Here is a 17114-nt window from a genome sequence, read left to right as displayed (position 1 = left end):
GATAGGTAAATTAGAGAGAGTTTGCCACATTATTAGACTGATATGCCAAGTTTTTAGTTGGTATTTTTTATTGGAAAATATTATGAGAGAGGCACTTAAATATGAATGAACCATATCTATCCGTGATAGTGGCCTGCTATAACGTACAAGATTACATTGAAAAATGTTTGTCATCCATTGCTAATACTAATTTCCCTATGGAAAGCCTTGAAGTATTGATGATTGATGACGGATCAACTGATAATACAAGCAAAATTATTGATGAGTTTGCAAATAAATATAATAGCTTTAGAGCACTACATAAAGAAAACGGTGGTTTAAGTAACACCAGAAATTATGGAATGAAGCATGCTAGAGGAAAGTACATTGCCTTCGTTGATGGTGATGATATTGTTCCTGCTAACGCTTATCCTTCAATGGCGTTTAAAGCACGTCAAAACGACTCAGACTTAGTTGTAGGTTTTGTTAAGCGATTTGATAAAGATCGTTATCAAAATTCATACCTACATTCTTTTGCTGTGCACGATGATTACGATAATACACACATTACAACCAACCATGACTTGATTTACGACACAACCAGTTGGAACAAACTATACAAGCGTTCCTTCTTGCTTGGTAACAGCATCAAGTTCGTTGAAGGCATTATTTACGAAGATATTCCATTCTCGATGGAAGCACACTTGAAGTCACATAAGACTTCAGTCGTAGAAGATGATGTTTACGAATGGAGATGGCGTGAAAGTGCTGATTCCATTACACAAACAAGAAGTGCGCTTTCCAACTTTGAAAGCCGACTAAGTTCCCTTAGAAGAACCCTACAAATAATTTTTAACAATGGCTTTAGTGAAGAAGATTCATTTGTTCAAGACTTTAAATATAAAGCCCTATTCTTAGACTTATTTATCTTTACCCAAAATCTAGGTGATAATAGTAGCGACTATATCTATCAAGCTCAAGAAATGGTTTACAAGTTCCTAAGAGATTGGCACTTATGGGATTCTGAAATTTTCTACCGTTTGCCAGTCAAACAACAAATCCTATATTCAGCAATTAGATATAACGATGTCGATGTTATTAATGACATCTCTTACAAAAAACAAATTGGTGAATTTAAAAATTCAATTGGTGGTTCAAACTACCGTCTAATTGCGCCTGAATTAGGTAACAAGAAAGAACTTGTTGATAATGTTAATTTAAACGATAACAACAGTCGCTTTAACCAAAAAATCAGAGACGTTGAATTTACCAATGTTGACAATGGTGATATTAGAATCAATGGAGCTTTCAAGATTACTAAGCTTCACCTTGTTAAACAAACATTTGGTGACGGTAACAAGAACGAATCACTACAAGCTAGCTTGATTAATGTTAAGAATAAAAAGACCGTTAAGGTTCAAATCAAGAGAATCGAAAGTCCTTTTGTTAGAAGAACTTTAAAACCAAATGCTAAGTACAACAACGCTGATTACGAAGTTAAGTTTAATATCAAACAAGCAATCGACACTTTAGGTGTTGGAACTTGGAAGGTACAAATTAAGAACACCGTTGATAATCACATCATGGTGAAGGATTTTGCTACTAATCCAATTGAAAAGCTGACCCAAAAAGCCATTTTACCGTTTGAATACAACGGGGTAAAAGTGATTACTAGATTTAACAGTGTTGGTTCACTAGTCTTTGAAGTAATTGATTTAAACTCTGATTCTGATAGAAGACCTGTGATTAGTTATCCAACAGTTAGCGAAGATAAAGATGAACTAATTTTTAACGTTGATAACATGGATGTATCAGGTTACAATGCTGTCTTAATGTCTGACAATGGCACTACCATTCATTCAATTGATCAAAACGAGAACAATTTTGCATTTAACGTTAAAGAAATTAATGACAAAGCTCGTAACCAAGAACTTAAGTTAGTTATTCTGGATAACTTCACCCATGCTGAAATGAACTACTCATTTTCTTCAAACAAGATTAATCAACAAATTAATCTAGATGATGGGGATGCCATTTCATTGTTCTATGGTGACATTTTGAACATGCAACTAATGATCGAAGAAGCACCATTTGTTGCTAAGAAAGTCACTGTTGATTCTAATAACGTTCTACATGTTTCTGCCAAAATGAACAAAGCTGTTGATCCAAGCAGCGTCTTGGTATCACAAGCTCACGTTGAATTAATTAGTTCTGACAAGGCAACTAGAAAGGTATTGGATCCGTCATCCAACCATTTCCAAATTAATGGTGATAGCTTCGACTTTGACTTTGCACTAACTTCAAACGACAATGAACAACTAGACTTACTTGAAGGTGATTATCAATTTAAGATTTATCTTCAAGTAGATGGTAAGGCTCATACTTACCGCATGAAGTACACCAAGGACTGTCGAATCAAGACTACTGAATTACCATTCAATGGTAAATCTCAAATTTTCTACGCTGTAAAGAAGGATAAGAGCATGAATCTTATCTTCAAGGTAAATCAACCATTCTTTGGTGCAATGGATGCTAAGAAGGGCTTACGTGCCATTTCTTACTCTGTTTTATATCCATTGATGAGATTGTTACCACTTAGAGATGTGATGGTATTTGACTCATATTGGTCAAGTAAGTTTGATAGTAACGAAAAGTTGATGTACCAATACGTTGAAGAAAATCATCCTGAAATTAAACCAGTTTGGATTTTCAACAACATCGAAACCAAGATTACTGGTGACGGTGAAAAGGTTCGCGTAAACACATTTAAGTATTGGTACTACTTGGCTGTTGCTAGATTTATCATTCAAAATACCAACATGCCTAACCGTTACGCTAAGCGTAAGGGCCAAATCGAAGTGGAAACACTTCACGGAACATTCTTAAAGCACATGGGATTTGATGAACCACACTTTAAGTTTGGCTCCAACAAGTTACAAAATCGTTTTGCAATGAGAAACCGTCGCTGGGACTACTTGGTTGTACCTTCTGATTACATGGAAAAAACTGCTAAGCATGCATTTAACTACAGTCAAAAGATTATTAAATCAGGTTTTCCTAGAAACGATGAACTATACACTCACAACAATACGGAGTACATTAATTCAATCAAGAACAAACTGGGGATTCCGCTAAACAAGCGTGTAATTTTATATGCACCAACATTTAGAGCGGATGGTGGTTTTGACTTCAAACTTGATTTAGATAAGCTACAAGAAAAACTATCAGATGGTTACATTCTACTTGTTCGTTTGCATTACTTTGTAGCTCACTCAAATAGTTTCTACAACAACCCAGGTTTTGTATACGACGTTAGTGACTACGACAACATTAATGATTTATACCTAATCAGTGATGCGATGATTACCGATTACTCATCAGTAATGTTTGACTATGCTCATCTAAAACGTCCAATGATTTTCTATGCATACGATGCTGACTGGTACCTAGATGAAGCTAACCGTGGTGTTTACTTGGATTACTACAAGCAAATGCCTGGACCAATTGTTAAGACAGAAGATGAATTGATTGATCGAATCAGACATATCGATTCAGTTGCAGACAACTATGCAGACCAAATGGAAACATTCTGTGACGAATTTGCACAATATGGTCGAAACGGGGATGCCACTCAACAAGTTGTTGAAACAGTGTTGGCTACTCAAAAAGAAGATCTAGACCAAGAACCAGCCAAGAGCTTGTTATTTAAGAAGATTGGTCACTTCTGGAATACTAACTTCTTCCAAGCTAAGTTGTTAAATGAACTATCAAAACGTCTTACTAAGAAGGATATCGTGATTTTCGATAGTTTCTTTGGAACTCAATATTCAGATAATCCTAAGGCAATTTATGAATACATGAAAGCCAATTACCCTGGATTCAAACTATACTGGAACGTAAATAAGGAAGAGCGTGAATTCTTTGAATTAAACCAAATTCCTTATGTAACCAGATTTGGTTTCAAGGGAATTTTAAAACAAGCCAGAGCTAAGTACTGGGTAACCAATTCACGTCGTCCATTTAGATGGCACCCAAGTAAGGACACTGTCGTATTACAAACTTGGCATGGTACACCATTAAAGACCATTGGTGCCGACGTCATGAAGGTAACAATGCCTGGTGTAAACGTTGCGAAGTACCACGAAGAAGTCTTTAAGGATAACAGAAGATGGACCAGATTGATTGCACCTAACATGTATTCAGCAGAAATCATGCAACGCTGCTTTAGAATGCAAGCTAGTCAAATTCAATTGGACGGATACCCAAGAAATGATATTCTGGTAAACCATACCTCTAGTGATATCGAAGAAATCAAGGAAGATCTAGGTATTGAAGCTAACAAGAAGGTTATCTTGTATGCTCCAACTTGGCGTGATAATGAATATATTAAAAACGATGAATTCACTGCCAAGTTACACCTTGATTTACAAAAGCTACGTGAACGCTATGAAGGTAAGGCATACGTATTAGTAAGAACTCATTACTTAATCTCTAATAATTTAGATTTAAGTGATTACGAAGGTTTCGCACTAAACGTAAGCAACTATCCTGATATTGCTGAATTGTATCTAATCAGTGACGTATTGATTACTGACTACTCATCAGTAATGTTTGATTATGCGACATTAAAACGTCCAATGATCTTCTTTACTTATGACTTAGAAGATTATGCGAATGCCATTCGTGGATTCTACTTTGACTTCATTAAGGAAGCACCAGGTCCAATCGTTAAGACTAACGATGAAGTAATTGAAAGTCTTGATGATATATTCAACAATGGATGGACTCCTGATGATAAGTATGAATCATTCTACAAGAAGTATTCAGCTTGGATGGATGGCAATGCATCTAAACGTTCTGTTGAAAAGATGCTAAGTGATCACAGTCTTGAAACATTCTACAATGATGATTTATCAACACAAGGATTGAGTGATCAAATGATTGCTAAAGACTGTGCAACACTTTGGGCAAAAAGCAAGGACTTCGCTAACTATCGTGATAATCATTTTGTTAAGTATCTAGATGGTGATAGAAAAGTGAAAATAATTAAGACAGCTCAATTATGTGATAGAGAATTCAAAGAATTCTTAGGTCCTAAATACGCATTAGTAAGTTTAGACAACCATAATTACTGGATTAATACAGAAGAATTAAGAAAATAAGATTGAAGCATCAACGGTTTATCGTTGATGCTTCTTTTTTATTGAAAAAAGATTGAGCTTTTTTATGAAAGGGGTTTATTTTATTTTTAAAATGGTTTATAATTTATTTTGTTATAAAGTTCACAAACAAAAAACAAGTGATGATTATTACAAAAATCATTTACAAAGACATATCAAACCAATTGATATGCGAGGTAATTAACTTGATTTTATAATATTTCGTGTTATTATTTACTTGTTAATTAAGTTTGTGCTTTATTGCACTAAGTTTTTGATAGCTGATTAGCTTTCAAATGCTAGATAAATTTTTCACAATTAAAAATAATATTAAAATTTTACAGGTAAGGGGTATTTCTATCATGCAAATTAGTGCAAGTTCTACTAAGTCAAAAAGAACCATTTCTTGGACAAGCTCTATTATTTACTTTTTAATCTCACTAGTTATTAACTCATTGGGGAATGTTTTAACACTAGTAACTAGTGCCAAAATTCATCCATCATTTCTAGGATCAGCATACTGGACAGCTGCTGAAAACAACCTAGGATACGCCGTTTTAGGTAATGGTAAATGGGTTTTATTCTGGGCATTCTTTGGACTAGGAATGTTAATTACAGTTCTTAACTCAATTCTAGTTGGAAAATGGAGCTGGAGCAGAGTTATTGGTAACGCTGCTTTCTTAGGACCATTCTCATTATTGATTAACTATTTCAACGGTGTTGTAAGTAACTGGTTACCAGAAGCACACGGAATTGGAATGACATTAGCATATGTATTACTTAACTTCGTTGGTGTTTCATTTATTGCGATTGCAATTTCAATTTACCAAAGAGTTAACATTGCACTACATCCTGCTGATGATTTAATGCAAATTTTAAGATTTAAATACTGTGATGGAAATGCCTCAAAGGCAATGTGGTTCTCATACATTCCACCAACTATCATGGCAATTATCGCTATTGTAATTACTCACCAATTTAATAACTTCGGATTAGGAACCTTGTTCGCATTCTTCTTCCAAGGAGGAATTACAGGGATCGCTGATAAGCATGTCTTTACCAAACTAAAGCATCAAGCTCTTGATGTTGGAGAAGTAAAATAATAAATCTTAAACGCCTAATTTCTGTGTAAACAGCAGACATTTGGCGTTTTTATTTATATATAATATAGGTAGACAATTTAGCAAACTTAATATAAAATTTATATAGAATGATTTATGGACAGATTATGCTTTATTAAAAAGCAATTGCAAAATATTAAAAAATGGAGGTGTACAAACAATGCTTAATCGAACTAAAAAGTTTTTAAGAGATAATGGATACTACTACAAAAAGACTTACATTAGACCATTGCTTACTCCAGATAACGTTTACGTGTTTAGATTCGGAAAGAAACATTTAGATAACCGTTTAATCATCAGATACGGTCATAAATGGACAGGTAGACAAAAAATTAATGAAATTGATTTAAGACTTCATAAACAAAAACATCCACGAATTTTTAAGGATGAAAATTCATTGATGCTTTATTTGGAATCTCACTTGCAACAACATGAGGAAAAACTTAAGCAGCTAAAGATTCAAGAAAAAGAAAAGACAGAATCGAAATAGTACGCTAAATTAAGCGGGGGTGTGTCCTATAAGAGGGATGCACCTTTTTTGTAAAAGTTAACAGGGGTGTTTGAAATGGAATGGACTGAAATATCAGTATTAACAAATGATGAATCTCAAGATGCAGTTATTAACATCTTGATGGAATTTGGATCTCTAGGTGTGGAATTAGATTCAAGAAACGATGGAGTATTGAGTATTAACTCATATTTCCCAGAAGACTTTGACATTAAGTCAAAGGTGCCAGCAATCCAAGAAAGAGTGGATCAATTAAAGAGCTTCGGCCTAAACCCTGGAATGGGTAAGGTTGTTACCAAGGATTTAAATGATGACAAGTGGAACACTGAATGGGAAAAGTACTACCATGCCAAACGTATTACCAAGTTCTTAACAATCTCACCAGTATGGGAAGATTATAAGAAAGAATCAGATGATGAGTTGGTAATCAAATTAGATCCAAAGAAGGCATTTGGTACTGGGGTACATCCAACCACTGTTTTATGTCTTCAAGCAATTGAAAACATCATTAGAGAAGGTCAAAGCATTCTAGATATTGGAACTGGTTCTGGGGTTTTAAGTATCGGTGCCAAACTACTAGGTGCTGCTGATATTGAAGCCTATGACTATGATGACGATGCCGTTACATCTGCTAAACAAAACGTGGCCTTAAATGGCTTTGCTGACGACATTAAAGTTGGTAAGAACAGTTTATTGGATGGCATTACTAAGAAGGTAGATATTATTTTTGCTAACATGCTTCCAGAAGCGGTATTACCTTTAATTCCACAAGCAGTTAATAATCTAAATCCTGGCGGACAAATTATCATTTCCGGTATTATTAAGGAAAAACTAGATATTACCAATCAAACACTTAATGACAATGATTTCGTGATTGATCAAGTATCAATGTTAGGTGATTGGTGTGGAATTACAGCACATTTAAGAAGGGATGATGAATAGATGCAACACTACTTTACAGACCAAATATTGAGTAATGATACTGAGTTTGAGGTTAGTGCTGATATCGCTCATCACTTCATGGGTGTTTTACGTTCCACAGAGGGGAATCGTTTTGAAATCGTTGACGGTAACCACCAATTATTTGTTGCCGAATTAATCGATAATGAGAACAATCTAGCTAAAGTAGTTGAAGTATCTGATAAGAATGTTGAACTACCAGCTGATGCGGTTATTATTTGTGGTTTACCAAAGAAGGAAAAGGCCGAACTAGTGGTTCAAAAAGCCACCGAATTAGGGGTGAAAAAGATTATCTTTACCCCAACGGATTGGGCTATTGCTAAATGGAATAATAAGGCCGAAAAGAAATTACAACGTTTTAGAAAAATCGCTAGAAGTGCAGCTGAACAATCGCATCGAAATGTGATTCCAGAAGTTGAATATATTAACTCAATCAAAGAACTAGACAACTACGACTTTGATCACCGTTTAATTGCTTACGAAGAATCAGCTAAGCATGGTGAAAAATCAGATTTAATTAAGACACTAGATCAAACCAAACCAGCTGAAAGTGTCGCAATGTTCTTTGGACCTGAAGGAGGAATATCTCCCAAAGAAGTAGAAACTTTGCAGTCAATGGGATATTTGACCTGTGGACTAGGCCCTAGAATTTTAAGAACTGAAACAGCACCATTTTACTTTTTATCAGCTTTATCAGTTCATATGGAATTAAACTCATTAAATTAATGATAGAATATAGAAAATAAATGATTGGAAGAAGGTTTTGGAAATGTCTGAACATAAGATTTGGTCTAAAGAAGACTTATTTAAAGAAATTTCCAGTTACATGAATGAACAACATGTAGGAATTGTTAAAAAAGCATACGAATTTGCGTCAATTTGTCATAAAGACCAATTTAGACAATCCGGAGAACCTTATATTGTTCATCCAATTCAAGTAGCTAGTATTCTAGCAACATTAAAAATGGACCCAGAAACCGTTAGTGCGGGCCTATTGCACGATGTTGTTGAAGATACCGGAGCAGAATTATCAGATATCGCTGAATTATTCGGTAACGATATCGAACTAATTGTAGATGGAGTTACCAAGCTTGGTAAGATTAAGTACAAATCGAACCAAGAACAATTGGCCGAAAACCACCGTAAGCTATTATTAGCAATGTGTAAGGATATTCGTGTCATGATTGTTAAATTGGCTGACCGTTTGCATAACATGCGTACACTAAAGCATTTAAAACCAGAAAAGCAACGTCGTATTTCTAATGAAACATTGGAAATTTACGCACCACTTGCCGATCGTTTGGGGATTGGGACAATTAAGTGGGAACTAGAAGATATCTCACTTAGATACCTTAACCCACAACAATATTACCGCATTGTTCACTTAATGAACTCTAAGCGAGACGAACGTGTTTCATATATTAATGAAGCCGTTAAAGAAGTGAACCAACAAGTTAAACAAATGGGACTTAAGAATGTGGAAGTCTATGGTAGACCTAAGCACTTATACTCCGTTTACCACAAGATGGTTATTAAGAAGAAACAATTCGAACAAATCTATGACTTATTGGCCGTTAGATGCATTGTTGATTCCATCAAGGACTGTTATGCAGTCCTAGGTGCTATTCATACTAAGTGGTCACCAATGCCGGGTCGTTTTAAGGACTACATTGCGATGCCTAAGGCTAATATGTACCAATCCTTGCATACCACTGTTGTTGGACCTGGTGGACGTCCATTAGAAGTTCAAATCAGAACCAAGGAAATGCATCAAATCGCTGAATATGGGGTTGCTGCTCACTGGGCTTACAAAGAAGGAGCTACAGATGAAGTTAAGGAATCTTCAGACAATAATCGTTTGAACTGGTTTAAGCGCATTATTGAACTACAAGAAGATACCGATAGTGCTTCTGATTTTATGGATGGCGTAAAGGGTGACCTATTTGGTGATCACGTGTATGCATTCACTCCACAAGGGGATGTTTTGGAATTGCCAAAGGGTGCCGGTCCACTGGATATGGCATACTTAATTCATACTGATATTGGTAATCACACAGTTGGTTCCCGTGTTAACGGTAAAATCGAACCATTGGATTACCAAATCCAAACCGGTGATATCGTTGAAATCATGACCTCATCCAGTTCTGCTGGACCTAGCCAAGACTGGATTAGCTTGGTATCGACAAGTCGTGCTAAGCACAAGATTCGTCAATACTTCAAGACTCGCGATCGTGAAAAAAACGTCAACGCCGGAAGAGAAATCTTGACCAAAGCGGTTAAGGATGCCGGTTATGATGTTAATGAAATCATGACCAAAGAACATCTTGAAGATGCAATCAAGGGAACATATTACAACCAAGTTAATGATATGTTTGCTGAAATCGGGTTTGGTAATAAACAACCAAACGGAATTGTTAATATTCTAACCGCCAGCATCAGAGATGAAGCTGAAAAGAAGAGAATTGAACAACAACAAAAAGATATTTTGGAAAACCACCAAACAATTGAAAAGACAACCGACGAGGTCAACAAGACTAATAAGAACAAGAAACCTTCTGATGGAATTGTAATCGAAGGTGTTGACAACCTATTAGTTCGACTAAGTCACTGTTGTTCACCTGTTCCTGGTGATGAAGTGGTTGGATACATCACTAAAGGACGTGGGGTATCTGTTCACCGTAAGGACTGTCCAAACATCAACGATAACGACGAACGTTTGGTAAGCGTTACTTGGAATATCGCTTCAGATAATCATGCTTCATTCAGTGCTAACATCGAAGTGCAAGGATACAACCGTAATAACTTGTTAAATGATGTTATCAAGAAGGTCAGCACCATTTGCAAACAAATCAATTCAATTGAAGGAAAAGTGGATCACGATAAGACTGCCGTTATTTCATTGAAGGTAGGTGTTCGTAATCTAGAACAATTGGATATGATTATTGACCACTTGAAGAATATTCCTGATGTTTACGTAGTAAAAAGACCATTTATGTAAGGAGCTAATTATGCGAGTTGTACTTCAAAGAGTCAGTCATGCGAGCGTATCAATTGATAACGAACCAGTTGGTAAAATTAACCAAGGTTACTTGCTATTAGTTGGTATTAAAGATGGCGACACCAAAGACGATATTGATTATTTAGTGCGAAAGATTAGTAACTTACGCATTTTCGCTGACGAAGACGGTAAGACTAACTTGAGCTTACAATCAATTAATGGTGAAATATTATCAGTATCCCAATTTACTTTGTATGCTGATACCAAGAAGGGTAATCGTCCTTCATTCACCAAGGCGGGCAAACCAGATTTTGCATCTGATATGTATGACCAGTTTAACCAAGCTTTAAGGGATGCTGGTAATCATGTTGAAACTGGACGTTTTGGCGCAGACATGCAAGTTGATTTGCAAAACGACGGTCCGTTTACAATTATTTTTGATACAGAAAACAAATAAAAAGAGCTTGTGAAAGCTCTTTTTTAATTAGGGGAGAAAGACATGGATTTAATTTGGGATTTTGATGGAACAATTATGGATACATATCCAATTATGGTAGAAGCATTTGTTGATGCCTTAATTGATATGAGAATTGACGAGTTTGAAATTGACGATTATGAAATCAATCAGGTGATGCGTCGCCACTCACTAGCCACATGTGTGCAAAAGTACGCTGCTCATTTCAATATTGATGCAGACACAATTAATGACAAGTATCGCCAATACGAAAAACAAAATGTCAAAGACGCCAACATCTTTATGAATGTAGATAAGGTGTTAGCGCAAAATGTCGACGATGGCGGGAGAAACTTTTTACTAACTCACCGTGATGATGATTCCATTGCAATGTTGGAAGATGCCGGATTAAAGGATTACTTCACCGAAATGGTGACAAAAAATCAGGCTTTCAAGAGAAAACCTGATCCAGAAGCGGCTAATTATTTAATTAAAAATAATGATATTAATCGTGATGATTGCATGTTCATGGGTGACAGAAAGCTAGACGTTGACGCCGCTCATAATGCTGGAATCAAAGCCTGTTTATTTGATCCAGATGGAATGATTAATTCCACTGGGAACCCCGAAATGACAATCAACAACTATTATGATTTCTTACATCGTAATGACTAGTATTGGCTTAGAATACTCTTTACTTCTAATCCATATCCGCCACCAAACATGACGTAGTGGGCAAGTAGGTAGAAGAATTGATAGTATTGAATTCTTCTCTTCCATCCGGTGTCTAGTGGATAGGTATCGTTGTAACCTTCGTAGAAGTCGGCATTGAAGCCACCAAATACGGTAGTCACACCAATGTCGAATTCACGGTCACCATAGTAGACATCCGGGTCAATCAAGATTGGATTGCCGTCTTCTAGAAATGAGAAGTTCCCACTCCATAGGTCACCATGAAGAATGGATGCATCACTATGATGGTTATCCATATCCTTTTTGAAAGATTCTTTTAGATTATCGAAGTGGTTTAAATCTTCTTTGGAAATTTCACGGCTTTTAATGGCCATATCCATTAAAGGATTCAAACGTTGTTTGATGAAGAAGTCGGTCCAATTATCTTGCCATGTGTTCGTCTTTGGCACACGACCTAGTTTAAAGTCCTTGTCTAGACCAAAACGGTCATTGTGGTGCTTATGAATGTTAGCCAACATTTGACCTAATTGATATTGATCACCAAATGGTGATAGGTTCATCCATTTTTGAATTAGAAAGCCATCACCATCAATTTCACCATAGTCAATAATGGTTGGAACGGTCGCGTATTGACCAATCAGTTTGATTCCTTCGACTTCGTGTTCGAAGAATTCCTTTCCTTTATTGGGTTGGACTTTCATAAAGTATTTTTGGTTATCAGCAATGATTTCATATGAATCATTGATATCACCACCCGAGACAGGGGTTAGTTTAGTTACGTTTTTAATTGGTAATTGTTCAAGCCAATCTTGTGTTAATTGCTTCATATATATCACCTCGATTCCATTCTACAATGGATTTAGAATGAAGCAAAATATGTGAGTTCTTGACTTTTTAAGTAAATTACATTAATCTAAAACATGAATAGAATACTCGCTGATGAAAAAAGAAGAGTACGGAATTTTCTTAGGTATAAGAGAGCGTTAGTTTGGTGAAATAACGACGAAAGAAATCCTGGAAAGACACTTTTGAGGCTAATGGCTAAGCCATTCGTAATTATACGTTACATAAGAGTTAAAAAAAGGTGGTACCGTGCTTTTTGCGCCCTTGTCTAAATGATTTTATTTAGACAGGGGCTTTTTTATTCAGTTATTAAAGTTTGCGGAGGGATTATCATGCGATATCAACGTCCAAAAGGAACCGCAGATATTTTGCCAGGAACTTCTGAAAAATGGCAATTTGTTGAAGAAACAGCTAGAAAGTTGTTTGCGGCTTATCGTTATCAAGAAATAAGAACACCAATGTTTGAAAGCTTCGATGTTTTCTCAAGAACATCAGGGGAAACTTCAGATATTGTTACAAAAGAAATGTATGACTTTCACGATAAGGGAGATCGTCATATTACCTTAAGACCAGAAGGAACTGCTGGGGTAGTTAGAGCGTTTGTTGAAAATAAACTATACGGTCCAGACACACCTAAGCCAGTTAAGATGTATTACATGGGACCTATGTTTAGATACGAACGTCCTCAATCTGGTCGTCAACGTCAATTCCACCAAATCGGTGTTGAAGCATTCGGTAGTGAATCACCAGAATTAGATGTTGAAGTTATTTCAATGGCCGTTAACTACCTACAAAATCTAGGAATTGATGACTTAAGAGTGGCTATTAACACTTTAGGTGATAAGCAAACTCGTGCTGACTACCGTCAAGCATTGATTGACTACTTGGAACCACACTTTGAAGAACTAAGTGATGATTCTAAGGAACGTCTACACAAGAATCCATTACGTGTTCTAGATAGTAAGGCACCAGAAGACCAACTAATCGTTGATGGTGCTCCATCAATTCTAGATTACCTAACTGATGATGCTCAAAAGCATTTCGATAAGGTAACTAGACTATTGGATGATTTAGGCATCAAATACGATGTTGATCACACTATGGTTCGTGGATTGGACTACTACAACCACACAATCTTTGAAATCATGGCCAACGCTAAGGAATTAGGTGAAGGCTACACTACAATTTGTGCCGGTGGTAGATACGATGGCTTAGTTGAAGAACTAGGTGGTCCTCAAATGCCAGGTGTTGGATTTGGTCTAGGGGTAGAAAGATTACTACTACTTATGGATTCAAAGAACTTCCAATTCCCAGATACATTTGGTTTAGACGCCTATGTAGTTGGAATTGGTGACGATGCTAGTGTTGAAGCACTTAAGGTTGTTCAAGCTTTAAGAAAGCAAGACTTTAAGGCTGATAAAGATTACTTAGCACGTAAGCCAAAGGCACAATTCAAGAGTGCCGATAAGCTAGATGCTAAGTTTACCTTAACATTAGGTGATAAAGAACTAGAATCAAGCACCATTCATGTTAAGAACATGGCTGATGGAAACGAAGTTACTGTAGATATTAATGAAGTAAAAGATAACTTTGCAGAATTAATTTCAAAGAACTTTAAATAAAGAATAAGATTAGGAGAGATATTATGAACCGAACAACTTATTGTGGTTTAGTAGACGAAAGCTACTTAAACCAAGAAGTATGCTTAGACGGATGGGTTGCCAAACGTCGTGACTTAGGTAAATTAATCTTCGTTGACTTAAGAGACCGTAAAGGAATTGTCCAACTAGTATTTAGTGACAAGAACAGTGCTGATGCATTGGCAATCGCTGATCAATTAAGAAATGAATATGTAATCGAAGTAAAGGGAACTGTAGTTGCCAGAAGTGAAAAGGAAGTTAACCCAGACATTAACACTGGTAAGATTGAAATTGCTGTTTCAGAAGTAAAAATCTTAAATAAGTCTGAAAACCCTCCATTTGATATTAAGGACAACATCACAGCTTCAGAAGAAACTAAGTTGAAGTACAGATACTTAGACTTAAGACGTCCAGAAGTACAACGTGGAATTATCTTAAGAAGTAAGATTACTCAAGCAGTTCACGAATACTTTAACAACAATGGCTTTATCGACATTGAAACTCCTAACTTAACAGTTTCAACTCCAGAAGGTGCTCGTGATTACCTTGTTCCTTCAAGACTTTACCATGGTTCATTCTACGCACTACCACAATCCCCACAATTATTTAAGCAATTATTGATGGGTTCAGGTTTTGACCGTTACTACCAAATTGCTCGTTGTTTCCGTGATGAAGACCTACGTGGTGACAGACAACCAGAATTTACCCAAATCGATATGGAAACTTCATTCTTAAATGCTGAAGATATCCAAGACCTAACTGAAGGTTTAATCGTTAAGGTAATGAAGGATACTTTAAACATCGATATCAAGGCTCCATTCAAGCGCATTACTTGGCAAGAATCAATGGATCGCTTTGGTACCGACCAACCAGATGTTAGATTTGGTATGGAGCTAAAGGATCTATCAGACATCGTTAAAGATGTTAACTTCAAGGTATTTAGTGGCGCAATCGAAAACGGCGGTAAGGTAAAAGCAATTGCCGTTCCTGGCGGTGCTGACAAGTACTCAAGAAAAGACATTGATAAGTATGCTGAATACGTAGAAAGATTTGGTGCCAAGGGCCTTGCTTGGATGAAGGTTACTGATGATGGTTTAACTGGACCAATCGCTAAGTTCTTTGATGACCAAAATGTTGTTGACCAAATGCTTGCAGCTACTGAAGCTAAGTCAGGCGACTTATTACTATTCGCTGCTGACAGAGACAAGGTTGTTGCTGACACATTAGGGTACCTAAGATGTGCAATCGCTAAGGAACAAGACATGATTCCATCTGACGTCTTTGACTTCTTATGGGTTGTTGACTGGCCATTATTTGACTACGACGAAGGTATCGACAGATGGGTTCCAGCTCACCATCCATTCACAATGCCTAACGAAGGTGATGAACATTACCTAAACGACGGCGAAGATCCTCACAAGGCTCACGCTCAAAGTTACGACATTATCTTGAATGGTCTTGAACTTGGTGGTGGATCAATCCGTATCCATACTAAGGAACTACAATTGAAGATGTTAAAGGCCTTAGGCTTTACTAGAGAAAGTGCCCAAGAACAATTTGGTTACTTCCTAGACGCCTTAGACTACGGTTTCCCACCTCATGGTGGTTTAGCTATCGGTTTAGACCGTTTTGCTAGATTATTAGCACAAACTGAAAACATTAGAGATGTTATTGCATTCCCTAAGAATTCAAAGGCTACTGAACCAATGACTAACGCTCCAGCACCTGTTTCTAAGAAACAATTAGATGACTTAGGACTAGAAGCTGAAGACGAACCAGAAGCTTAATAATAAAGAAAGACTTCCATTATGGAAGTCTTTTTTTAATCCGTATTTATGTTATACTATTTTCATATTAAATGAGAGGTTATGAAACTTATGGACGATGTTCAAAGGATTTTAAGACGACATCAATACTTAGCGAAAGCATCAACTGCTTTTATGTACGGAATCATGGTATCAATTGCCATGAATTTTTTCTGGACACCAGGTAAAATCTACTCATCTGGATTCACTGGTTTATCACAGTTGATTAATACTTTATCCGGGAGATTTTTACCATTCTCCATTTCTCCTTCGATTGGTTTATTTGTATTAAATATTCCATTTTTTATACTGGCCTGGAAACAAATCGGTCATCAATTTACTTGCTTTACCATCTTAACTGTCTTTCTAGCCAGTTTTATGATTAAGTCATTGCATCCGGTGTATTTAACCAATGATCCAATGATTTGTGCCATCTTTGGTGGTGTAGTTAATGGTTTTGGAACTGGGATGAGTTTGAAAAACGAGATTTCTACGGGTGGATTGGACATTTTAGGAATCGTTATCAGAAGAAAGACGGGGAGGAGTATTGGAACGATTAACATTGCTTTCAATATCTTCATTATTACCGCGGCTGGATTTACGTATGGATGGCCATATGCATTCTACTCAGCAATTGGTATCGTGGTAAATGCTAAGGCAATCGACTTTGCCTACACCCGTCAACAAAGAATGCAGGTGTTGGTTGTAACCGATCATCCAAAGACGGTGATTGATAGTATTCAAAACCACATTCCGCGTGGAATTACCATCATTCACGGTGCTGAGGGTGCGTACAAGCATGATGAAAAAACAATTCTATTTACGACCATTTCAAGATATGAACTATCTGAGTTACAGGAAGCTTTAGATGAATCGGATGAACACGCATTTGCAAGTGTGACTGAAGCATCTACTATTATGGGGCATTTCTATGAACACAAGGTTGAATAGTTA

At 36.5% G+C, this 17114-nt stretch carries 12 protein-coding genes; 11 read left to right on the top strand and 1 reads right to left on the bottom strand.

The features are described from left to right. Nucleotides 1-101: 101 nt before the first annotated feature. The 8 genes from J3U50_RS02635 (at nucleotide 102) to J3U50_RS02600 (ending at nucleotide 11854) form a co-directional block, all read left to right on the top strand. Nucleotides 102-5141: a bifunctional glycosyltransferase/CDP-glycerol:glycerophosphate glycerophosphotransferase gene (locus J3U50_RS02635; protein ID WP_301945508.1), complete on the top strand. Its 5040-nt coding sequence runs from the start codon at nucleotides 102-104 to the stop codon at nucleotides 5139-5141. Between the two features lie 359 nt (nucleotides 5142-5500). Further along, nucleotides 5501-6241, top strand: coding sequence for a hypothetical protein (locus J3U50_RS02630; protein WP_054608217.1), 741 nt, complete (start codon nucleotides 5501-5503; stop codon nucleotides 6239-6241). 178 nt (nucleotides 6242-6419) lie between these two features. Then, nucleotides 6420-6749 (top strand): hypothetical protein, encoded by a 330-nt coding sequence (locus J3U50_RS02625; protein WP_034531650.1) that lies wholly within the window; start codon nucleotides 6420-6422, stop codon nucleotides 6747-6749. Between the two features lie 75 nt (nucleotides 6750-6824). Then, complete coding sequence (prmA, locus tag J3U50_RS02620; RefSeq protein ID WP_054608216.1) at nucleotides 6825-7709, top strand: 50S ribosomal protein L11 methyltransferase; 885 nt, start codon at nucleotides 6825-6827, stop codon at nucleotides 7707-7709. Further along, nucleotides 7710-8453 (top strand): 16S rRNA (uracil(1498)-N(3))-methyltransferase, encoded by a 744-nt coding sequence (locus J3U50_RS02615; protein WP_054608215.1) that lies wholly within the window; start codon nucleotides 7710-7712, stop codon nucleotides 8451-8453. It abuts the gene before it with no gap. A 43-nt stretch (nucleotides 8454-8496) separates the two neighbouring features. After that, nucleotides 8497-10725 carry a bifunctional (p)ppGpp synthetase/guanosine-3',5'-bis(diphosphate) 3'-pyrophosphohydrolase gene (locus tag J3U50_RS02610; protein WP_054608214.1) on the top strand — a complete coding sequence of 743 codons (2229 nt, stop codon included), beginning with the start codon at nucleotides 8497-8499 and terminating at the stop codon, nucleotides 10723-10725. Between the two features lie 10 nt (nucleotides 10726-10735). Further along, nucleotides 10736-11182, top strand: coding sequence for a D-aminoacyl-tRNA deacylase (gene dtd / locus J3U50_RS02605; RefSeq protein ID WP_054608213.1), 447 nt, complete (start codon nucleotides 10736-10738; stop codon nucleotides 11180-11182). 42 nt (nucleotides 11183-11224) lie between these two features. Continuing rightward, nucleotides 11225-11854, top strand: a complete 630-nt coding sequence (locus J3U50_RS02600; RefSeq protein WP_301945507.1) for an HAD-IA family hydrolase — start codon at nucleotides 11225-11227, stop codon at nucleotides 11852-11854. Here the strand turns inward: J3U50_RS02600 and J3U50_RS02595 are convergent. After that, nucleotides 11851-12699 carry a fructosamine kinase family protein gene (locus tag J3U50_RS02595; protein WP_301945506.1) on the bottom strand — a complete coding sequence of 283 codons (849 nt, stop codon included), beginning with the start codon at nucleotides 12697-12699 and terminating at the stop codon, nucleotides 11851-11853. The genes J3U50_RS02600 and J3U50_RS02595 overlap by 4 nt on opposite strands. Nucleotides 12700-13047: 348 nt before the next feature. On the opposite strand from J3U50_RS02595, the gene hisS reads away from it, so the two are divergent. From hisS to J3U50_RS02580, 3 genes are all read left to right on the top strand, one after another. Beyond that, nucleotides 13048-14337, top strand: a complete 1290-nt coding sequence (hisS, locus tag J3U50_RS02590) for a histidine--tRNA ligase (RefSeq protein ID WP_054608210.1) — start codon at nucleotides 13048-13050, stop codon at nucleotides 14335-14337. Nucleotides 14338-14360: 23 nt separating this feature from the next. Further along, on the top strand, nucleotides 14361-16142 hold the full coding sequence (gene aspS / locus J3U50_RS02585; protein ID WP_301945505.1) for an aspartate--tRNA ligase: 1782 nt from the start codon (nucleotides 14361-14363) through the stop codon (nucleotides 16140-16142). A 90-nt stretch (nucleotides 16143-16232) separates the two neighbouring features. Beyond that, nucleotides 16233-17111 (top strand): YitT family protein, encoded by an 879-nt coding sequence (locus J3U50_RS02580; RefSeq protein ID WP_034530752.1) that lies wholly within the window; start codon nucleotides 16233-16235, stop codon nucleotides 17109-17111. The last annotated feature ends 3 nt before the right edge of the window (nucleotides 17112-17114 follow it).

Source organism: Lactobacillus sp. B3795 (assembly GCF_026535805.1).
GTDB classification, from domain to species: Bacteria; Bacillota; Bacilli; order Lactobacillales; family Lactobacillaceae; genus Apilactobacillus; species Apilactobacillus kunkeei_C.
This window is presented reverse-complemented; position numbering and strand designations above follow the sequence as displayed.